Origin of the sequence: Rhodanobacter ginsenosidimutans, assembly GCF_042655685.1 — a bacterium.
GTDB classification, from domain to species: Bacteria; Pseudomonadota; Gammaproteobacteria; order Xanthomonadales; family Rhodanobacteraceae; genus Rhodanobacter; species Rhodanobacter ginsenosidimutans.
In genome coordinates this window covers 99,451-120,443 of record NZ_JBHSMM010000001.1, presented here as the reverse complement: position 1 = coordinate 120,443, position 20,993 = coordinate 99,451, and the positions used below count along the sequence as shown (strand labels likewise).

Below are 20,993 nucleotides of genomic sequence, written 5' to 3'. Positions count from 1 at the left end.
GTTCGGTGACTCAGCGCAACGCCACATCGGTTTCGCGCAACACTTTCGCCAGGCATTCGGACTTCAGCCGCAAGCAGTCATAAGCCTGCGCCATGGCATCGACGAAGCGGCGGTCGCCCGTCATTGCAGGCGGAAACACGCTGTCGAGCGCGAGAAACGCCGGCAGGTCGTGCGCCACCTCGTTCACGCAGGCGCGGCCGATCCTGAGCAACTCCGGCGCCAGCGGATCGACCAGCGTCTCACCCGCCTGCGCCCGTTGCCGCACGAAATGCATCCATGCCGCCACCGGCAGGCACAGCCGTTCGATCGGGTGGCCGCTGCGCAGGTGGTCGAGAATCGTGCCGAACAGGCGGAACGGCAGTTTCTGCGAGCCGTCCCAGGCGATCTGCGCCAGCTCGTGGCGGATGGTGGGGTTGCGGAAGCGCTGCAGGATCGACTCGGTGTAGGCGGCCAGATCCATGCCGGACGGGCTGATCAGGGTGGGCCGGATGTCCTCCATCATCAGGCGGCGCACGAACGCGGCCAGCGCCGGGTCGTCCATGGCGTCGCCCACGCTGGCGTGGCCCAGCAGCAGGCCCAGATAGGCCAGCGAGGAATGCGCGCCGTTGAGCAGGCGCAGCTTGGCGCGCACGTACGCCGGCACGTCGCCGGTGAGGGTGACGCCGACGCTGGCGAAATCGGGGCGCTCGTTGCAGAACGCGTCCTCGATCACCCACTGGCTGAACGCCTCGCGCTGCACTGGCCACTGGTCGCGCACGCCCAGCGCCTCGCTCACGCGCTGGCACAGGGCGGTATCCGTGGCCGGCACGATGCTGTCCACCATGGTGCGGGGGAAGGTCGCTTCCTGCTCGATCCAGCGCGCCAGCGCGGTGCTGCCTTGCGCGGTGGCCAGCCGCAGCACGGCGGCGCGCAGGCGCTGGCCGTTGTCGACCAGGTTGTCACAGCTGATCGTGGTGAACGGCGCCAACCCACGCACGTGGCGACGGCGCAGGCCTTCGACGAGAAAGCCGAGGGCGCTGGCCGGTTGCTGCGGCGTGGCCAGGTCGTGCATCACGTCCACGTGGCGCAGGTCCAGTTCGCCGCGGGCATCCAGGCAATAGCCTTTCTCGGTGATGGTGAGGGTGACGATGCGGGTCTGCGGGTTGGCCAGCCGCTCCAGCACGCGCTCGCGATCCTCCGCGGCCACCAGCACTTCGCGCAGCGCGCCGATCACCCGGTAGGACACCTGCTGATCCCGCACCGCCATCGTGTACAGGCCCTGCTGCGGCCGCAGCGCATCGCGCAGGCCGCGGCTTTTCAGCGATACCGCGCAGATGCCCCAACCCGGTTCGCGCGCCAGCAGGCGGTCGATGAACACGGCCTGGTGGGCACGGTGGAAGGCGCCAGGCCCCAGATGGACGATACCGATGCTGATGGCGTCCAGCGGGTAGTCCGGCAGCGCCACATTGGCCGTCGGTGCCGGCAACGTGTCCGGGCCGAGCAGGGCGTTCGGCGCACCGATGACGGCGGCTTTCGCGCGGCTCACAGGGTGACTCCGGTCTTCCACAAGGCAATCTCGCGTTCGTCGTTGATCTCGTTGCGGGCCTCCTTTCCCGAGGCCGTGTCCAGCACCAGCTGTTGCAGTTCGTCAGCCAGCGCCTCCATGCCGCGACCGTCCAGCAGCGCACCGGCATCGAAGTCGATCCACCGGGGCTTGGCCGCGGCCAGCGCGCTGTTGGTGGCGATCTTCAGCGTCGGCACCGGAAAGCCCAGCGGTGTGCCGCGACCGGTGGTGAACAGGATCACGGTAGCACCGGCGGCGGTGAGCGCGGTGGCCGATACGGCGTCGTTGCCGGGCGCCTCCAGCAGGGCCAGGCCGGGCGACTGCGCGCGCTGGCCGTAGCGCAGCACCTGGGTGACGGTGGCGTGGCCGCCTTTCTGCACCGCACCCAGCGACTTCTCCTCCAGCGTGGTGATGCCGCCGGCGATGTTGCCGGGCGAGGGGTTCTCGTGCACGGGCTGGCCGTGATCGAGGAAATAGCGTTTGAAGTCGTTGACCAGGGTGCCGATCTGCTCGAACACCTCGCGGCTCTGCGCGCGCGCCATCAGCATGCGCTCGGCGCCGAAGATCTCGGGAATCTCGGTGAGGATGGGCGTGCCGCCGGCCGCGGCCACCCGGTCGGCAATGCGCCCCACCACCGGGTTGGCGGTGATGCCGCTGAAGCCGTCGGAGCCGCCGCATTTCAGGCCGATGACCAGGTCCGACAGGTCGCAGGGCTGGCGCCGGTCCTGTTCGGCCACCGCCACCAGTTCCTCCACCGCGGCCAGTCCCTGCTCCACCTCGTCGTCGGCAAGCTGCGAGTTGAACCAGCGCAGGCGGGCCGGGTCGACACCGTCCATGGCCTCCAGCAACCACTTCATCTGCAGCGACTCGCAGCCCAGGCCCACCAGCAACACGCCGCCGGCGTTGGGGTGGCGCGCCAGCGCGGCCAGCATCTGGCGGGTGTGTTCCAGATCGCTGCCCAGTTGCGAGCAACCGAACGGGTGGGTGAACGCATGCACGCCGTCGACGCGTCCACCAAAGCGCCGATCGGCTTCCTCGGCGATGCGTCGCGCCGTGCGCGCCACGCAGCCCACCGTGCACAGCACCCAGATCTCATTGCGGGTGCCGACCCGGCCATCGGCGCGGCGGTAGCCCTGGAAGACGGCGGCCGCGTCGGCATCGGGCGCGTGCGTCGGAGCCAGCGGCTGGTAGCGGTAATCCAGCGTGCCCGACAGCCCGGTGGCCATGTTGTGGGTGTGCACCCAGTCGCCCGCGGCCACCGGCGCGGTGGTGCGGCCGATCGCGAAACCGTATTTGTGCACCGGCTGACCGGCGGCCAGCGCCCGTACGGCGAACTTGTGTCCTTGCGGCACGGGCTGGCGCAGCCGCACCTCGCCGGCGGCCAGCGACACCATGGCGCCCTCGGCCAGATCGGCCAAGGCGATCGCCACATCGTCCCCGGCGTGGACGTGCAAGGCGGTGAGGGAAGCAGGACGGTCAGGGGTCATGGCATTCGTCGTAACAGCAAGTAACCGGTGTCATTGAACCTCACGGCGCAGGGATTTGTCGCGCTGGTCGGAGCACAGATGGGGCATCGCCACCGACAGGAGTGCCACGCTACACCCGAATCCGGATCGGGGACATCCCGCGCGGCGATGGAAATCCCCCGGCGACAAGGATATCCGCTGTTCAGGTTCGCCGCCGATGACACCGGTGACCAAAAAGCTGGCCAGATGGCTATGATGGGGCTCGCCACCGCCGACGGCGGCCGCAGGCTCGTCGCCGTCGATCGACCCCGCCAGCCTGCCGATCCACTCGCTCCCTGAACTCGCGCGCCTACCCGCAAGAGGACCGCCATGTACCAGAAGACCTACCACGCCACCCATCCCGACATGATGGACGGCGCCAGCAACGACCAGCTGCGCGACCGCTACCTGATGACCGAACTGTTCGCGGCCGACGAGGTCCGCCTCAACTACAGCCACAACGAGCGCTTCATGATCGGTGGCGCCGCCCCGCTGAAGCAGGCGCTGGCGCTGCCGCGGCAGACCGAGCCGGCCTCCGCCGCCGGTCAGCCGTTCCTGCAGCGGCGCGAGCTGGGCGCGGTGAACGTGGGCGGCGGCGTGGGCCGCATCCGCGTCGACGGGCAGGCGTTCGAGATGCAGCCCAAGGATGGCCTGTACGTGCCGATGGGCAGCGCCGAGGTGAGTTTCGAGTCGGTGGACCCGGCCAACCCGGCGCGCTTCTACCTGATCTCCACCCCCGCGCACGCGCGTTTCGAGCTGAAGCACATCCCGATCGACCAGGCCGTGGCGCTGGAGCGCGGCGCGCTGGAAACCTCCAACGAACGCACCATCTACCAGTACATCGTGCCGGCCACCTGTGCCTCGTCGCAGTTGCTGCTGGGGCTGACCGTGCTCAAGCCCGGCAGCGTGTGGAACACCATGCCGCCGCACCTGCACGACCGCCGCTCGGAGGTGTACTTCTATTTCGACCTGGGCGAGAACGACCGCGTCTACCACTTCATGGGCGTGCCCGATGCGCAACGCCACATCGTGATCGCCGACGGCGAGGCGGTGGTGTCGCCGCCGTGGTCGATCCACATGGGCGCCGGCACCAGCAACTACTGTTTCATCTGGGCGATGGGCGGCGAGAATCTCGATTACACCGACATGCACGTGCTCGACATCTGCCAGTTGAAGTGAGGTCGCCATGAATCCTTTCTCGCTGCAAGGCAAGGTGGCCTTGGTCAGCGGCGCCAACACCGGCCTGGGCCAGGCCATGGCGATCGCGCTGGCCGAAGCCGGCGCCGACGTGGCCGCCGTGGGGCGCACCGATCCGGCCGACACCGCCCAAGCGGTGCGCGCCGCCGGGCGCCGCTTCCACTGGGTCGAGGCGTCGCTGGATACCACCGCGCCGGTCCCCGCCATCATCGAAGCCGTCGAGCGCGAGCTGGGCGGCATCGATATCCTGGTCAACAACGCCGGCACCATCCGCCGCAACGACGCGCTGGATTTCAGCGAGGAGGACTGGGATGCGGTGATGGGCGTGAACCTGAAGACCGTGTTCTTCCTTTCGCAGGCCGTGGCGCGACGGCTGGTGGAGCGCAAGCGGCCCGGCAAGATCGTCAACATCGCCTCGATGCTGTCGTTCCAGGGCGGTATCCGGGTGGCCTCCTATACGGCCAGCAAATCCGGTCTGCTGGGGCTGACCCGGCTGCTGGCCAACGAGTGGGCCGCGCACGGCATCAACGTCAACGCGATCGCGCCCGGCTATTTCGAAACCAACAACACCACCGCGCTGCGCGCCGACGAAAAGCGCCAACGCGAGATCGTGGCGCGCATCCCGGCAGGCCGCTGGGGCGTGCCGGCCGACCTGGCCGGTGCGGTGGTGTTCCTGGCCGCAGCCGCCTCGGATTACGTGCACGGCACGGTATTACCGGTGGATGGGGGCTGGCTGGCGCGCTAACAGGCTCACTGCTGTTGTAGGAGCGGCTTCAGCCGCGACGCTCTTCGCATCTTAAGCAAGAGCGTCGCGGCTGAAGCCGCTCCTACACGAGCCGCGCGAACTTACGGAGTCGCGCCGCTGAACGTCTGCACCGTGGCGCCTTTCACCGGGCCGATCTGCGCGCTGTCGCTGACTTTCAGCACCACGTCGCGGCGAAATTCCAGCGTGCCCTTGACCACGGCATGCGGGCCGATCACCACGGTCGGCTTGCGGTCGTTGCCGCCAAACCAGCTGCTGGATTTGTCGACCAGGATGCCGCCTTCCACCTGCGAGCCGGCGCCGACGGTGATGTCCCCGGCCACCGTCTCGATGCCGCCGGCCACATGCGCCGCGTCCAGCGTGATGGCGCCATTGACGTTGCTGAGCTTGCCGCCGATGTCGGCGCCCCTGGCCAGCTCGACGCTGCCGTTGGTGGCATCGACGTCGCCGTTGACCTTGCTGTCGGTGCCGAGGTGGATGGCGCCGTTCACCGTGCTGAGCTCGGCCGCCTGCGCGCGCTCGCCCAGGGTCACCGCGCCGTTGACGGTCTGAGCCTCCTTGACGATGGCGCCGGCGCCGATCTCCACCGCGCCATTGACGGTGCTGACGTCACCGGCGTGCTGCCCGGCCTCCACCCGCGCGGCGCCATTGATCTTGTCGATATCGTTGTCGCTGGCCGCGGCCAGCAGCGGCAGAACCAGGAGCAGGGCAAACAGGATGCGACGCATGGGCAGTTCCTCGTGATGGGTGACGGCTTGAGATGCGCTGGCGGCCCCATGGGTTGGCATGACCTGTGGCAGGGCTGCATTTGACGATACCCGATGCTGGGCTGCACCATTCATCGTTTCCCTCCTCTGCACAAACGGCGCCCACCATGCACAAACTCGTACTGATCCGGCACGGCCAATCCCAGTGGAATCTCGACAACCGCTTCAGCGGCTGGGCCGACGTCGATCTCACCGAACAGGGCGTGGCCGAGGCCGCCGAGGCGGGCCGTCTGCTGAAAGAGGCCGGCTACACGTTCGACGTGGCGCACACCTCGGTGCTCAAGCGCGCCGTGCGCACGCTGTGGGGCGTGCAGGATGCGATGGAGCTGATGTGGATCCCGGTGCTGACCGACTGGCGCCTCAACGAGCGCCACTACGGCGCATTGACCGGCCTCAACAAGGCCGAGACAGCCACCAAGTTCGGCGAGGACCAGGTGAAGATCTGGCGCCGCAGCTACGACATCCCGCCGCCGGCGCTGGAGCGCAGCGCCAACGAGTCGGTGAACGACCCGCGCTACGCCACGCTCGACCCCAAGGACATCCCCGACACCGAGTGCCTGAAAGACACCGTGGCCCGCGTGCTGCCGTACTGGCACGAGGTGCTGGCGCCGGCGATCAAGGCCGGCCAGCGTGTGGTGGTGGCCGCGCACGGCAACTCGCTGCGTGCGCTGGTGAAGTACCTGGACGGCATTTCCGACGAAGCCATCGTGGAATTGAACATCCCCAACGGCGTGCCGCTGGTCTATGAATTCGACGACGAGCTGAAACCGCTGCGCCACTACTACCTGGGCGATGCGGATGCGATCGCGGCGAAGATGGCTGCGGTGGCGAATCAGGGGAAGGCGAAGTAAGCCAGTAATAACTTCGTTGCGGCTTTCCCGCGACGTGTCCCCCTCTCCCTACCCTCTCCCCGCAGGGGAGAGGGGATTACGGCATCTTTCGATTTTGAGGCGCGGCGTTGTGTGGGCTTGCCGCCGCGAAACGCGGAAGTCCGAAGCCACCGTGACCTCCTCTCCCCCTTGGGGGAGAGGAAAGAGGAGAGGGGCCGGTGCTTGCGGAGAAGCCGGTGCAACGCGTCGATATCGCCCCCCGTGCACACAAAAACACTGACAACCGTCACTCGTCAGCGCAACGACCGCCGCACTAAGCTGGCGCCATCCCGTCACAGGATCGCGCCATGCCCGCGCACATGCTCAGTTACCTCGTCGCGCTGCCGTTTATCGCCTGGATGATGTGGCGGCGTATCAGCCGGCAGTTCGGCCGCCAGCCGATCCGGCGCAAGCGCATGGTTTTCCGGGTGGCCATTTTCGCGGTGGTCGGCGGCTTGCTGCTGCTCAGCGGCCTGCATCGGCTGGCGCTGGCCGAAGGGGCGTTGGCCGGCATGCTGATCGGCGGCGCCATCGGCCTGCTGGGGCTGAAACTCACCCGCTTCGAAACCGACCCCGTGCGCGGCGACGGCTACGTGCCCAACACTTGGATCGGCGCGCTGCTCACGCTGCTGTTGTTGGGCCGGCTGGCCTGGCGTTTCGCGTTCATCGGCTCGCAGATCCCGCCCGGCGTGGAGGACCCGATGGGTCACGCGATGGCAACCCACAGCGCCAGCCCGCTGACGATGCTGGTGGTCGGCGTGCTGGTCGGTTACTACCTCGTGTACTACAGCGGCCTGCTGATCCACCACCGGCGGTTCCAGCAGGCGCAGCCAGCTTCCACAGCCAGCGACGGCATCTAGCGATACGTTGATCGAATTTCTACCCGTCATTCCAGCGAACGCTGGAATCCAGTGCCTTCACGCAGCTGCCGCGGCGCTGGATCCCGGCGTTCGCCGGGATGACGGGTCATGCACCCCCGCGGCGCCACGCTAGGGAAGGTGCGCGCTGGCCAGGTATTCCTCGCTCTGCATCTCGATCAGCCGCGACTCGGTGCGACCGAATTCCGCGCGCAGGCGTTCGCCGTCGTACAGCTCGGTGATCGGCGCGGCGGCGGAGAGCACCAGCTTTACCCGGCGGTCGTAGAACTCGTCCACCAATTGCACGAAACGGCGTGCCGCATCCTCGCTGTAGACGGTGAATTGCGGCACGTTGGCCACGATCACCGCGGGCCCGGCCTTGGCCAGCTCGATGTAGTCGGCCACCGCGCGCGGGCCTTCGCACAGCGCGGGGAAATCGAACCACAGGATGTTGTCGGCCCGCTTGCACAACGCGATGTCGCGGCCGTTGACGTGGATGCTGCCGCCTTCGCGCACCTCGCCGCTGGCCTGGTTGGCGAAGATGCGCTCCAGCGCCCGGTGCGCCTCGGCGCCGGGCGGGTAGTGGTAGACCGACGCCTGCGCCAGCGCGCGCAGCCGCCAGTCGCGCGAGGAGGCCATTTCCACCACGTGGCAATGCTGCTCGATCAGCGCGATGGCAGGCAGGAAGCGGGCGCGCTGCAGGCCGTCGCGATAAAGGTTGGCCGGCGCGGTGTTGGAGGTGGTGACCAGCGCCACGCCACGCTCGAACAGCGCCTGCAGCAGGTTGGCCAGGATCATCGCATCGCCGATGTCGTTGACCAGGAACTCATCCAGGCACAGCACCCGGCAATGCGCGGCAAGTTCTTCCGCCACTTCGTCCAGCGGACTCTGCCGCTCACCCAGCGCGCGCAGGCTGTCGTGCACCTCCGCCATGAAGCGGTGAAAATGCCGACGCCGCGCCACGCCGTGGGGCAGGCTGGCCACGAACAGGTCCATCAGGAAGGTCTTGCCGCGACCGACCGACCCCCACAGGTACAAGCCCGGCACCGCCGCGGCCGGCTCGCTGGCGAGCAGGGATTTCAGCCGTCCAAACAGGCCGGAGTCGGTTGCAGGTTCGGCGCACAGCGCCGCGTGCATGCGATCGAATTCGGGCAGCAAGGCCAGCTGGGTCGGGTCCGATTCCCAGCGATGCGCGGCGACGCCGTCGAGATAGCGGGCGGAGGGGGTAAGCGTGGTTTCGGGCATGGGCCGATCAAAAAACGGGGTTCGTGTGGCGTCGCGGAAAACCGTGGTGACGGTCAGGCGCCGCTCCGTTTGGCCGGCAACCAGCCACGCACCGCGTGTTTGATGGCGCCGCGCAGGTCCATCAGCCGGCGATGGAAGAAGTGGCTGGTCTCGGGCATCCGCACCAGTTCCGGCTTGCGCTTCAGCGCATCCACCCAGTCGAACACGGCTTGCGGCTCGACCACCTCGTCGGCCTCGCCCTGCACGATCAGCCAGGGGCAGGTGGGCGGCGCGATGGCCTCGAATGCCCAACGGCCGACCGGCGGCGCGATGCTGACCAGCGCGTCGGCGCGCAGGCGCACCGCGTTGCGGATGCTGACGTAGCTGCCGAACGAGAAACCGGCCAGCCACAGCGCATCGTCCGGCCGTGTGCGCCGCACCCAGGTCACCACCGCGGCCAGGTCGTCGCCCTCGCCGTTGCCTTCGTCGTACGTGCCTTCGGACGCACCGGTGCCGCGGAAATTGAAGCGCACCGTGTCCAGTCCCGATTCGCGCAACGCCCGCTCCACCATCGTCACCACCTTGTTGTGCATGGTGCCGCCCTGCAGCGGATGCGGGTGGCAGACCACCGCCACGCCACGACGGGCGCAGCCGGGGTCGGCGATGTCGCTGATGAGTTCGAGCTTGCCCGCGGGTCCGGCCAGCATGAAACTGGCCGCTTCCTCGGGAAAACTGACGGGATCGGCGGGTAGCGCAATGGGAGTCATGCGGACGATCATAACCGCCGGACGGATCGGCTGCCGCAAGGCGCGCCGGTGAACCATCTGGCCCACACCCTGCTCGCCGGCGACGACGAGGCCTTGCAGCTGGGCGGCATGCTGGGCGATTTCGTGCATGGCGCGCCGGACCCGGCACGGTTCGCGCCGCGGGTCATCGACGGCATCCGCCTGCATCGCGCCATCGACGTCTATACCGACGCGCACGCCGAGGTACTGGCGGCCAAGGCGCAGTTGCCGCCGCCGTACCGGCGCTACGCCGGGATCCTGCTGGACATGTGGTTCGACCATTGCCTGGCGCGCGATTTCTCGCACTGGAGCGGGCAGTCGCTGACGCGGCGCTCGGACGCCCTGCGCGCGCTGCTGCGCCGGCGCGATGGGCTGCTGCCGCCCGGGTTGCAGCGCTTTTCCGCCTACATGGAACAACACGACCTGCCCGCTGCCTATGCCGACCGCGCCGTGCTGGGGCAGGCGCTGGCGGGGATCGGGCAACGCCTGAGCCGGGCCAATCCGCTGGATTCGGCAGTGCCGGTATTGGTGGAGCATGAGGCGGTGTTGCAGCGGCACTTCGAGGCGTTCTTTCCGCAGGTGCAGGTGTTTGCACGGGAGTGGATTGCGCGACATGCAGAGTAGCTTCGGCTTCCTCCCCTGCGGCGGCAGGGGAGGGTTGGGCGACCGAAGGGAGTCCTTCAGGTGAGGGGTGCTTCTGACTTTTTCCGCCAGCCGGGGCTCCCCATCCCAACCTGCATTCGGGCCATCGTTGACCCTCACCCTTCGGGCGGCTTCGCCGTGCAAACCGGCAATCCTGCCGATTTGTCCCCCACAAGGGGGAAGAGGCAAACGAAAAAGTGAAGGCGCGCCGTTGTGCTCCCTCCCCTGCGCCAGCAGGGGAGGGCTGGGGCGGGGTCGCTTTTGATTTTCCGCAGCCGGGGCTCCCCATCCCAACCTTCCCCCACAGGGGGAAGGGGCAAACGAAAACGCCGCCCGGAGGGCGGCGTTTTGCGACAGCTTGTTGGATCAGGCGATTACTTCGCCTGATCGACAATCCAATGCACGGCGTTGGTGACCTGCTCGTCGGTCAGCGCCGGGTTGCCGCCCTTGGGCGGCATGAAGTTGCCGTCGGGGCCGTGGTAGCCCTCGATCGCGTGCTTGACCAGGGTGTCGATGCCTTCGGCGATGCGCGGCGCCCACTTGGCCTTGTCGCCCAGCTTCGGCGCGCCGGCGATGCCGCCGGTGTGGCAGCTGGTGCACAGGTGATCGTAGATTTCCTTGCCGTCGGTGGTGCCGCCGTAGGCGACCTGCGAGGCGGCGGCCTTGGTGGCGGCTTCGGCGGCCGCCTGCATCGCGGCACGGCCGGTGTCGCCCGCGTACACGGCGCCGGCAGGAGCGATCCGCTCGGTAACGCGCGCCGGCTGGGTCGGGTCGGTTTCCTTCGGCTCGTTGTTGTAGATGCACAACGCCGTGACGATCAGGATCACCGCCACCACCACGAGGCCGCCGATCATGATGGCGAACTGGCGCATGGTTGTCTGGTCGGATTTGCTCATGGAACCGCTCACGCGTGTACTCCAGTCAGTAGATAATCCCGGCCGGGCCCGGTAGGTTTCGGGCCTGGCCGATAATATGGTCAGCGGCAATGCCGCCAGTGGTAGCGCCATGGCCGCGAGACAACCCGATGCCCCGGCAACCGGTTGGCCCCGTCGAAGGCAGGCGGATGCCAGCGGCGGATTATAAACGAAGCGGGCCACAAGTTTCAGGCGGGGTGCGGCGTTGGCGACAGTGACCGGCAAGGGTGGCGGCATGGCACGGCAACGGCAGCACCGTGTCGTCAGTCATGACACACCCGTGTCAACTGGCATTGTCCCGGTTCGTTGAACTGCCTCTATGCTTTCATCCCGGATCCCCCACGCCTGCCCGACGCGGTCGTGTTCCCGGCAGCCACACTGCTAAACCCAGGAGTTCTACATGTCGCGTTTTTGGAAGATCACGTTGATCGTGATTGCGGTAGTGGTGCTGGCGATCGTGGGCGTGCGCCTGCTGCACAAGCCCGCCGGCAAGGCTGCAGGTGCGCCCGCCGCCGGCGCCAAGGCCGATGGCCCCGAGGCCACGCCGGTGCCGGTGACGGTGGTGCCGGTGGAGCGGCAGAACGTACCCGTGTTCCTCACCGCGCTGGGCACGGTGCAGGCACTGAACACGGTGACCGTGAACCCGCAAGTAGGCGGCCAATTGCTGAGCCTGGATTTCCAGGAAGGCCAGCCGGTGAAGAAGGGGCAGGTGCTGGCGCAGATCGACCCGCGCACCTACCAGGCCGCACTCGACCAGGCGCTGGCCAAGAAGCGGCAGGACGAGGCGCAGCTGGCCACCGCCAAGAGCAACCTGGCGCGCAGCCAGGACCTGGCGGCCAAGGGCTATATCTCGAAGCAGGATCTGGACACCCTGCGCAACACCTCCTCGCAGTACCAGGCCGCGGTGGCGTCCGATGCGGCCAGCATCCGCGATGCCCAGGTGCAGCTGGCGTACACCAAGGTGGTGTCGCCGATCGACGGCCTGGCCGGCATTCGCAACGTGGACCCGGGCAACGTGGTGAGCGCCAGCACGGCGATCGTCACGCTGACCCAGCTGCATCCGATCTACGTGATGTTCACCCTGCCCGAGCAGAACCTCGACCTGGTGCGCGGCGCCGCCAACGGTGACGACCCGCTGGAAGTGACCGCACTGGACCGCGTCGACGCGCACCCCATCGCCACGGGCGGCGTGCTGAAGGTGATCGACAACCAGATCGACACCAGCACCGGCACGTTCCGCCTGAAGTCCGAATTCGCCAACGCCAAGAACGAGCTGTGGCCCGGCCAGTTCGTCAACGTGCGGTTGCAGGTGCGTACCGCCATGGGTGCGCTGGTGATCCCGGCGCAGGCCGTGCAGCGCGGCCCCGATGGCGACTACGTCTACCAGGTGCAGGGCGACAGCACGGTCAAGATGCAGGCGGTGGTGGTGGCCGGCGAAGTGGGCGACAGCCACGTGATGATCGGCAGCGGCCTGAAGGCCGGCGACCGCGTGGTCACCGAGGGCCAGTTCCGGCTGAAGCCCGGCAGCAAGGTCAACGCGCTGAAACCCGGCGAAGTGCCGGCGGTGCCGACCCAGGCCGAGCTGGACAAGGCGAAGCAGGACACCAAGGCGGGCCGTCGCAGGCACTGACGCGTGACACGGGCCACCGCCCACCGGGGCGCGGCCCGCGCGATCCATCTGCCGCTGGCTGGGCATGACCGCGGCTGACGCCGCTCCTACACGTTTCGGATAGCCATGGGATTCTCCACACTCTTCATCCGCCGCCCGATCGCCACCTCGCTGCTGATGGTGGCGATCCTGCTGCTGGGCATCCTGGGCTACCGGCAGTTGCCGGTTTCCGCGCTGCCGGAAATCGAGGCGCCCAGCCTGGTGGTGACCACGCAATACCCGGGCGCCAGCGCCAGCACCATGGCCTCGCTGGTGACCACGCCGCTGGAACGCAATCTGGGCCAGATCTCCGGCCTGGCGATGATGAGCTCGGACTCCTCCGCCGGGCTGTCCACGATCATCCTGCAGTTCAACATGGACCGGGACATCGACATCGCCGCACAGGACGTGCAGGCAGCGATCAACCAGGCCAAGGGCACGCTGCCGGGCAACCTGCCGTACCCGCCGGTGTACAACCGGGTGAACCCGGCCGACGCGCCGATCCTCACCCTGTCGCTGCAATCGGGCAGCCGCCCGCTGCGCGACGTCAACGACCTGGCCGACTCGATCCTGGCGCAGAAGCTGTCGCAGGTGCAGGGCGTGGGCCTGGTGTCGATCGCCGGCAACGTGCGCCCGGCCGTGCGCGTGCAGGTGAACCCGGCGCAGCTGTCCAACCTCGGCCTGACCATGGAGGACGTGCGCAGCGCGCTGACCCAGGCCAACGTCAACGCGCCCAAGGGCACGCTCAACGGCAAGACGCAGAGCTACTCGATCGGCACCAACGACCAGCTCAGCAACGCAGCCGAATACAAGAACACCATCATCAGCTACAAGAACGGCGCGCCGGTGCGGCTGTCGGACGTGGCCAAGGTGGTCGACGGGGTGGAGAACGACCAGCTCGCCGCCTGGGCCAACGGCCAGCCGGCGGTGCTGCTGGATATTCGCCGCCAGCCCGGCGCCAACATCGTGCAGACGGTGAAGCAGATCCGTCAGGTGCTGCCCGAGCTGCGCAACGCGCTGCCGGCCGACGTGCACCTGGACGTGTTCGCCGACCGCACCATCACCATCCAGGCCTCGGTGCACGACGTGCAGTTCACCCTGCTGCTGACCATCTTCCTGGTGGTGGCGGTGATCTTCGTGTTCCTGCGCCGGCTGTGGGCCACGGTGATCCCCTCGGTGGCGGTGCCGTTGTCGCTGATGGGCACGTTCGGCGTGATGTCGTTCACCGGCATGTCGCTGGACAACCTGTCGCTGATGGCGCTGACCGTGGCTACCGGCTTCGTGGTGGACGACGCGATCGTGATGATCGAGAACATCGTTCGCTACATCGAGCAGGGCAAGAGCGGCAAGGAGGCGGCCGAGATCGGCGCGAAGGAGATCGGCTTCACCGTGCTGTCGTTGACGGTGTCGCTGGTGGCGGTGTTCCTGCCGCTGCTGCTGATGCCCGGCGTCACCGGTCGGCTGTTCCACGAGTTCGCCTGGGTGCTGACCATCGCGGTGACCATCTCGATGCTGGTGTCGCTGACGCTGACGCCGATGATGTGCGCCTACCTGCTCAAGCCCGACGAACTGCCGCCCGGCGACGACGCCCACGAGCGCACCGTGGCCGACGGCAAGCGCGACCTGTGGGTGCGCACGGTGGGCGCGTACGAGCGTTCGCTGGACTGGATCCTCGATCACCAGAAGCTGACCATGCTGGTGGCCGGCGCCGCGGTGGTGCTCACCGTGTTCCTGTACATCGTGATCCCCAAGGGCCTGCTGCCCGAGCAGGACACCGGCCTGATCACCGGCGTGGTGCAGGCCGACCAGAACATCGCCTTCCCGCAGATGGAAGACCGCACCAAGGCCGTGGCCGAGGCGTTGCGCAAGGACCCGGGCGTGGCGGGCGTGGCCGCGTTCATCGGTGCCGGCACGATCAACCCCACCATCAACCAGGGCCAGCTCAGCATCGTGCTGAAGGAGCGCGGCGACCGCGACGGGCTGGACAAGCTGCTGCCGCGGCTGCAGCAAACCGTGGCCGATATCCCCGGCGTGGCGCTGTACTTGAAGCCGGTGCAGGACGTGACCCTGGACAGCCGCGTGGCCGCCACCGAATACCAGTACACCTTGTCCGACGTGAATTCGGCCGAGCTGGCCACCTATGCCGGCCGCATGACCGAGGCGCTGCGCCAGCGCCCGGAACTGGCCGACGTGGACAACAACCTGGCCGACAAGGGCAACGCGCTGAAGCTCACCATCGATCGCGAGAAGGCCAGCCGCCTGGGCGTGCCGGTGCAGAGCATCGACGACACGCTGTACGACGCCTTCGGCCAGCGCCAGATCTCCACCATCTTCACCCAGCTCAACCAGTACCGCGTGGTGCTGGAGGTGGCGCCGGAGTTCCGCAATTCGGACGACCTGCTGAACAAGCTCACCGTGCGCGGCAACGGCAACGGCGCGCTGACCGGCAGCAATGCCACCAGCTTCGGCCAGGTGAAATCGAGCAACTCGGCCACGCCGTCGGGTATCGGCAATGCCGGCAACGTGGGCTTCGAGATCGGTGGCGGCGGCACCATCCCGCTGTCCTCGCTGGCCAGTGCCGAGGTCACCAGCGCGCCGCTGGTGATCAGCCACCAGCAGCAGTTGCCGGCGGTGACGGTGGCGTTCAACGTGGCGCCGGGTTACGCGCTGTCCGATGCGATCGACGCCATCCACGCCACCGAGGCGCAGCTGGATTTCCCGCCACAGGTGCGCGGCGAGTTCGTGGGCAAGGCGGCCGAGTTCAGTTCATCGATCGGTGACGAGGTACTGCTGTTGCTGGCCGCCATCGTGGTGATCTACATCGTGCTGGGCGTGCTGTACGAGAGCTACATCCACCCGCTGACGATCATCTCCACCCTGCCGCCGGCCGGCGTGGGCGCGCTGCTGGCGCTGATCATGTGCGGCATGAGCCTGTCGGTGGACGGCATCGTGGGCATCGTGCTGCTGATAGGCATCGTGAAGAAAAACGCGATCATGATGATCGACTTCGCGATCGAGGCCCGCCGCACCGGCATGAACGCGCACGACGCGATCCGCCGCGCCTGCCTGCTGCGCTTCCGCCCGATCATGATGACCACCGCCGCGGCCATGCTCGGCGCGCTGCCGCTGGCGCTGGGCAACGGCATCGGCGCGGAACTGCGCCGGCCGCTGGGCGTATCCATCGTGGGCGGCCTGCTGCTGTCGCAGCTGGTCACGCTGTACACCACGCCGGTGATCTACCTGTACATGGAGCGCTTCTCCGACTGGCTGGCAGCGCGCCGCGAACAGCGCGCCCTGCGCCACGCCCAGGCCAGCAACGCGGCGTGATCCCGCCGATGTCCGCCTTGCTCCCTCCCCTGCAAGCAGGGGAGGGCTGGGGAGAGGTCGCTCTTCGCCCGCCCAAAAGCACCCCCTCCCAGCCTCCCCCTGCGCAGCAGGGGGAGGAGCGGTGTGCGCCAGGCTGTGGAGAACGACGGCGATTCAACCATTTCGCTCCTCGACCGTTGAGAAGTGGAATGCGTCGTTCACACCCGCTCTGGCATACCTCCGCAGGCTCCCCGGTCACGCTTGATCCATGAATATCTCCGGCATCTTCATCCGTCGCCCGATCGGTACCTCGTTGCTGGCGATGGGCCTGTTTGCGGTGGGTGCGATCTGCTATTTCCTACTGGGCGTGGCGGCGCTGCCGGCGATGCAGTTTCCCGCGATTTTCGTGCAGGCCAGCCAGAGCGGGGCCGACGCGAGCACGATGGCGTCGACGGTGGCCGCGCCGCTGGAGCGCCACCTGGGCCAGGTGCCCGGCATCCAGAGCATGCGGTCGGGCAGTTCGGAGGGCCGCACATTTGTCTTCATGATGTTCAATACCGATGTCGACCTGGATGCGGCGGCGCGCGACGTGCAGGCGGCGATCAACGCCGCCGCGCCTGATCTGCCCACCGGCCTCAACGGCCCGCCCAGCTACCAGAAGGCCGACCCCAACGACGACCCGATCATCGCCTTCGCGCTGACCTCGGACACGCAATCGGCCGAGGCGCTGTTCAACGTGGCCGATACCTTGCTGGCGCAGCGGCTGCGGCAGCTGCCGGGGGTGTCGGCGGTGGAGATCGCCGGCGCCGCCACGCCCGCGATCCGGGTCGACGTGAACCTGCGCGCATTGAACGCGATGGGCATTTCGCCGAACCAGTTGCGCAATGCGCTCAGCGCCGCCAACGTCACGTCGCCGGAGGGCTTTTTGTCCAACGGCAAGACCACCATGGCGATCACCGCCACCACCCAGCTGCACAGCGCCGATGACTTCGCGTCGCTGGTGATCGCCAGCCACGACGGCACGCCGGTGCGGCTGCGGGATGTGGCGCACGTGTACGCCGGGGCGCAGGACGCATACCAGGCGGCGTGGTTCGACGGCAAACCCGCCGTGCTGATGTATGTCTACAAGAAGACCGATGCCAACATCATCGCCACGGTGGATCTGGTCAAGGCGCAGGTGCCGCTGCTGCACGCCTACCTGCAACCGAGCACGCGACTGACGCCGTTCTTCGACGGCACGCCGACCATCCGCGCCTCGCTGCATGAGGTGCAGGCCACGCTGCTGATCTCGCTGGCGATGGTGATCCTGACCATGGCGTTGTTCCTGCGTCGGCTGGCGCCCACCCTGATTGCCGCCGTGGCGGTGCCGTTGTCACTGGCTGGCGGCTTCGTGGCGATGTACCTGTTCGGCTACACGCTCAACAACCTCACCCTGCTGGCGCTGGTGATCGCCATCGGTTTCGTGGTGGACGATGCCATCGTGGTGATCGAGAACATCATCCGCCACATCGACGCCGGCATGACGCGCTTGCAGGCCACCCTGGCCGGCGCCCGCGAGATCGGCTTCACCATCGTCTCGATCACCGCCTCGCTGGTGGCCGTATTCATTCCGCTGCTGTTTGCCGGTGGCATGACCGGCATGTTCATGCACGAGTTCGCCGCCACTCTGGTATCGGCCATCGTGGTGTCGGCGGTGGTGTCGCTGACGTTGACGCCGGCGTTGTGCGGCCGTTTCCTCAGCGGTCATCGCGAGCCGGAGAAGCCCTCGCGGCTGGGCTTGGCGCTGGACCGTTTCCACGCGGGCATGCTGCGTGTGTACACCCGCTCGCTGAACTTCGCGCTGCGCCACGCGCTGATGCTGTCACTGACGCCGCTGCTGCTGATCGCGGCCACATTCTTCCTGCTCGGCGTGGTCAAGACCGGTCTGTTCCCGGCGCAGGACACCGGTTTGATCTGGGGCCGCGCCAGCTCCAGCGCCACCGTATCGTTCGATGAAAGCCGCCAACGCCTGGTGCGACTCACCGAGATGCTGCAGGCCGACCCGGATGTGGCGTCGGTCGGCTCACGGTTGGGCAGCAGCCGCCACGGCACCAGCGGCTCGTTCAACATCGACCTGAAAACGCGCGCCGAGGGCCGGGTGGACGACACCTTCGCCGTGCTGGCGCGTCTCAGCGCCAAGGCCGCAAAGTATCCCGACCTCAACCTGCGCCTGCGCCCGGTGCAGGATCTGCCCAGCGGCGGCGGCGGTGGTGGCGACCAAGGCGCGCAATACCAGGTCGGGCTGCAGGGCAACGACCTGGCCCAGTTGCAGGAATGGCTGCCCAAGCTGGTGGCGGAACTGAAGAAAAATCCGAAACTTGCCGACGTGGGCAGCGACGTGGAAGAGGGTGGCCTGCGCCAGAACATCGTGATCGACCGCGACCGCGCCGCGCAGCTGGGCGTGTCGATCGGCGCCATCGACGGCGCGCTGTACGACGCGTTCGGCCAGCGCCAGGTATCCACCATCTATTCGGACATCAATCAGTTCAAGGTGGTGGTCAACGCACTGCCCGAGCAGACCGCCACCCCCGACGCGCTCAACCGCATCTACGTGCGCTCCAGCAGCGGCAAGATGATCCCCATCACCGCCTTCGCCCGGCAGGAGCCAGGCCTGTCGCCCTCATCCATCAGCCACGAAAACCAGTACACCACGATGGATCTGAGCTTCAACCTGGCCCCCGGCGTGAGCATGGGCGAGGCGATGGCGATCGTGCAGGCCACAGTCAGCGGCATGCGCATGCCCGGCGACATCCGGCTCAACGTGGGCGGCGATTTCCGTCGTTTCCAGGAATCGCAAAGCGGCATGCTGTGGCTGGTGCTGGCCGCCGTGCTCACCGTCTACATCGTGTTGGGCATGCTGTACGAAAGCCTGCTGCACCCGGTCACCATCCTCTCGACATTGCCCGCCGCCGGCGTCGGTGCGCTGCTGGCGCTGTGGCTGACCGACACCGAACTGTCGGTGGTGGCGCAGATCGCGCTGGTGCTGTTGATCGGCATCGTGAAAAAGAACGCGATCATGATGATCGACTTCGCCCTGGTGGCCGAACGCGAACACGGCAAGACCCCGCTGGAAGCCGTGCGCGAAGCCTGCATCGTGCGCTTCCGCCCGATCATGATGACCACCATGGTGGCGATCCTGGCCGCGCTGCCCATCGCGATCGGTCTGGGCGAAGGCAGCGAACTGCGCCGCCCGCTGGGCATCGCCCTGATCGGCGGCCTGCTGATCTCGCAAAGCCTGACCCTGCTCAGCACCCCCGCGCTGTACGTGATCTTCTCGTGCCTGGCCGAACGGCGGAAAAGCTGGGCGGCGCGGCGGCGTGCGCGGCGAACGGCGCGGCGGTTGCCGGCAAGCATCTGATCCGGCCGATGGCCACCTGCTGTCCGTCAAGCCGTATGGGCGGCTATTTGCCGATGCAGAACGAGCCGAAGATCGCCCCCAGCAGATCATCACTGCTGTAGCTGCCGGTGATTTCACCCAGGGCCTGCTGGGCGTGGCGCAGTTCTTCGGCGGCGAGTTCGCCGGCGCGGGTGGTGGTCAGCACGGTGGCGGTGCGGGTGAGGTGGTCGCGGACGGTCTCGAGGGCCAGGACGTGGCGGCGACGGGCGCTGAAGCTGCCTTCGCCACCGGCGCCGGCCAGCAGGCGCAGCGCCTTGCGCAGGGCGTCGAGGCCGGCGCCGGTCTTGGCCGAGGCCCATAGCCAGCGGGTGCCGTTGCGCTGGCCGCTGCGGGCGGGGGCCTGGTCCAGATCGATCTTGTTGATCATCACCAGCCGCTCGACGCCTTCGGGTAGGTTGGCGAAGAACCGCTGGTCGGCATCGGCGTGTTCGGCGTCGGTGACCAGCAGGGCCACGTCGGCGCGCTGCAGTTCGCCATGGGCGCGGCGCACGCCTTCGCGCTCGACTTCGTCGTCGGTGTCGCGCAGACCCGCGGTGTCGGCCAGTTCCAGCGCGATGCCGTCGAGGTCGAGGTGCTCGCGCAGCACGTCGCGGGTGGTGCCGGCGACAGCGTTGACGATGGCGCGGTCGCTGCCGGCCAGCGCGTTGAGCAGGCTGGATTTGCCGGCGTTGGGCCGGCCCACGATGGCCACCTTGAGGCCGTCGTTCAAGCGCACGCCGCGTTGCGCTTCGCGCAGCAGCTCGGCCAGCTCGTGGCGCAGCTTGTCGAGTTGTGCGGTGATGGCGGGGTCGGCGAGGAAATCGATCTCTTCCTCGGGAAAGTCGATCGCCGCCTCGATGTGCACGCGCAGGGCGATCAGCGATTGCAGCAACGCGTCGACCTTGCGCGAGAACACGCCCTCCATCGATTGCAGCGCCGCGCGCGCGCCGGCCTGCGAGCGGGCCGCGATCAGGTCGGCCACCGCTTCGGCCTGGGCCAGGTCGAGCTTGCCGTTGAGGAAGGCGCGTTCAGTGAATTCACCGGGGCGCGCCAGCCGCGCGCCCAGTTCGCAGCAGCGGCGCAGCAGCAGGTCGAGCAATACCGCGCTGCCGTGGCCCTGCAGTTCCAGCACGTGTTCGCCGGTGTACGAGGCGGGCGCGGGGAAATGCAGCAGCAGGCCACGATCGATCAACTCGCCGGCGCCGTTGCGGAAGGCGGCGAAGTGGGCGTATCGCGGCGTGGGCGCGCGGCCGAGCAGGGTCGCGGCGATGGCGGGAACGGCCGGCCCGGAAACCCGCACCACGCCCACGCCTGCCATGCCCGGTGCGCTGGCGACGGCGGCGATGGTGGCGGTGGAGGTGTTCATGATGGTTCTCCGGATGGCAGATGATTCTGACGCAGGAATCCGACGCCCGCAGGTTGAGGATGTGGCTTCTTGCGCGGCCGTTCGACTTCGCCGCTGCGCGGCTACGCTCAGGGTGAACAGTGTTGTGGAGGGCTCGTGATTTTCAGCCGAGGGGAAAAACCGCAGCCCCTCAAAAGAAAACAGCTGCGCCGG

15 protein-coding genes are annotated in these 20,993 nt (G+C 67.8%); 8 read left to right on the top strand and 7 right to left on the bottom strand.

Features of this window, described 5'->3' with window-relative positions:
• Positions 1–10: 10 nt before the first annotated feature.
• Both ACFPK0_RS00495 and ACFPK0_RS00490 read right to left on the bottom strand, forming a co-directional pair.
• Positions 11–1,525: a mannitol dehydrogenase family protein gene (locus ACFPK0_RS00495; RefSeq protein ID WP_377337598.1), complete on the bottom strand. Its 1,515-nt coding sequence runs from the start codon at positions 1,523–1,525 to the stop codon at positions 11–13.
• Positions 1,522–3,030, bottom strand: coding sequence for a UxaA family hydrolase (locus tag ACFPK0_RS00490; protein WP_377337595.1), 1,509 nt, complete (start codon positions 3,028–3,030; stop codon positions 1,522–1,524). Before ACFPK0_RS00490 ends, ACFPK0_RS00495 begins: the two co-directional genes overlap by 4 nt.
• A 348-nt stretch (positions 3,031–3,378) precedes the next feature.
• On the opposite strand from ACFPK0_RS00490, the gene kduI reads away from it, so the two are divergent.
• A complete protein-coding gene (gene kduI, locus ACFPK0_RS00485; RefSeq protein ID WP_377337590.1) occupies positions 3,379–4,227 on the top strand; it encodes a 5-dehydro-4-deoxy-D-glucuronate isomerase in 849 nt (282 codons plus the stop codon).
• A 7-nt stretch (positions 4,228–4,234) separates the two neighbouring features.
• Positions 4,235–4,990, top strand: coding sequence for a 2-dehydro-3-deoxy-D-gluconate 5-dehydrogenase KduD (kduD, locus tag ACFPK0_RS00480; RefSeq protein WP_377337588.1), 756 nt, complete (start codon positions 4,235–4,237; stop codon positions 4,988–4,990).
• Between the two features lie 101 nt (positions 4,991–5,091).
• On the opposite strand, the gene ACFPK0_RS00475 is transcribed toward kduD, so the two are convergent.
• Entirely contained in the window at positions 5,092–5,736 is a 645-nt protein-coding gene (locus tag ACFPK0_RS00475) for a DUF4097 family beta strand repeat-containing protein (RefSeq protein WP_056607576.1), read from the bottom strand.
• A gap of 146 nt (positions 5,737–5,882) precedes the next feature.
• Between ACFPK0_RS00475 and gpmA the strand changes: the two genes are divergently transcribed.
• Together gpmA and ACFPK0_RS00465 are read left to right on the top strand one after the other, a co-directional pair.
• Positions 5,883–6,626 (top strand): 2,3-diphosphoglycerate-dependent phosphoglycerate mutase, encoded by a 744-nt coding sequence (gpmA, locus tag ACFPK0_RS00470; protein WP_377337586.1) that lies wholly within the window; start codon positions 5,883–5,885, stop codon positions 6,624–6,626.
• A gap of 326 nt (positions 6,627–6,952) precedes the next feature.
• On the top strand, positions 6,953–7,504 hold the full coding sequence (locus ACFPK0_RS00465; protein WP_377337584.1) for a CcdC protein domain-containing protein: 552 nt from the start codon (positions 6,953–6,955) through the stop codon (positions 7,502–7,504).
• Between the two features lie 129 nt (positions 7,505–7,633).
• Here the strand turns inward: ACFPK0_RS00465 and zapE are convergent, their stop codons facing one another.
• Entirely contained in the window at positions 7,634–8,746 is a 1,113-nt protein-coding gene (gene zapE / locus ACFPK0_RS00460) for a cell division protein ZapE (protein WP_377337582.1), read from the bottom strand.
• Positions 8,747–8,799: 53 nt separating this feature from the next.
• Positions 8,800–9,492, bottom strand: a complete 693-nt coding sequence (locus ACFPK0_RS00455) for an alpha/beta hydrolase (RefSeq protein WP_377337580.1) — start codon at positions 9,490–9,492, stop codon at positions 8,800–8,802.
• A gap of 48 nt (positions 9,493–9,540) precedes the next feature.
• Here ACFPK0_RS00455 and ACFPK0_RS00450 point away from each other — a divergent pair, with 48 nt between their 5' ends.
• Positions 9,541–10,134, top strand: a complete 594-nt coding sequence (locus tag ACFPK0_RS00450; RefSeq protein WP_377337578.1) for an acyl carrier protein phosphodiesterase — start codon at positions 9,541–9,543, stop codon at positions 10,132–10,134.
• 392 nt (positions 10,135–10,526) lie between these two features.
• Here ACFPK0_RS00450 and ACFPK0_RS00445 read toward each other — a convergent pair whose 3' ends face one another.
• Positions 10,527–11,048, bottom strand: coding sequence for a c-type cytochrome (locus ACFPK0_RS00445; protein WP_377337576.1), 522 nt, complete (start codon positions 11,046–11,048; stop codon positions 10,527–10,529).
• Between the two features lie 418 nt (positions 11,049–11,466).
• On the opposite strand from ACFPK0_RS00445, the gene ACFPK0_RS00440 reads away from it, so the two are divergent.
• From ACFPK0_RS00440 to ACFPK0_RS00430, 3 genes are all read left to right on the top strand, one after another.
• Positions 11,467–12,696: an efflux RND transporter periplasmic adaptor subunit gene (locus tag ACFPK0_RS00440; protein ID WP_377337574.1), complete on the top strand. Its 1,230-nt coding sequence runs from the start codon at positions 11,467–11,469 to the stop codon at positions 12,694–12,696.
• Between the two features lie 105 nt (positions 12,697–12,801).
• Positions 12,802–16,041: an efflux RND transporter permease subunit gene (locus ACFPK0_RS00435; protein ID WP_377337572.1), complete on the top strand. Its 3,240-nt coding sequence runs from the start codon at positions 12,802–12,804 to the stop codon at positions 16,039–16,041.
• 247 nt (positions 16,042–16,288) lie between these two features.
• The gene (locus tag ACFPK0_RS00430; RefSeq protein ID WP_377337569.1) at positions 16,289–19,417 is read left to right on the top strand and encodes an efflux RND transporter permease subunit; all 3,129 of its coding nucleotides are present in this window, start codon (positions 16,289–16,291) and stop codon (positions 19,415–19,417) included.
• 43 nt (positions 19,418–19,460) lie between these two features.
• On the opposite strand, the gene mnmE is transcribed toward ACFPK0_RS00430, so the two are convergent.
• Positions 19,461–20,801: a tRNA uridine-5-carboxymethylaminomethyl(34) synthesis GTPase MnmE gene (mnmE, locus tag ACFPK0_RS00425; RefSeq protein ID WP_377337567.1), complete on the bottom strand. Its 1,341-nt coding sequence runs from the start codon at positions 20,799–20,801 to the stop codon at positions 19,461–19,463.
• Positions 20,802–20,993 lie beyond the last annotated feature (192 nt).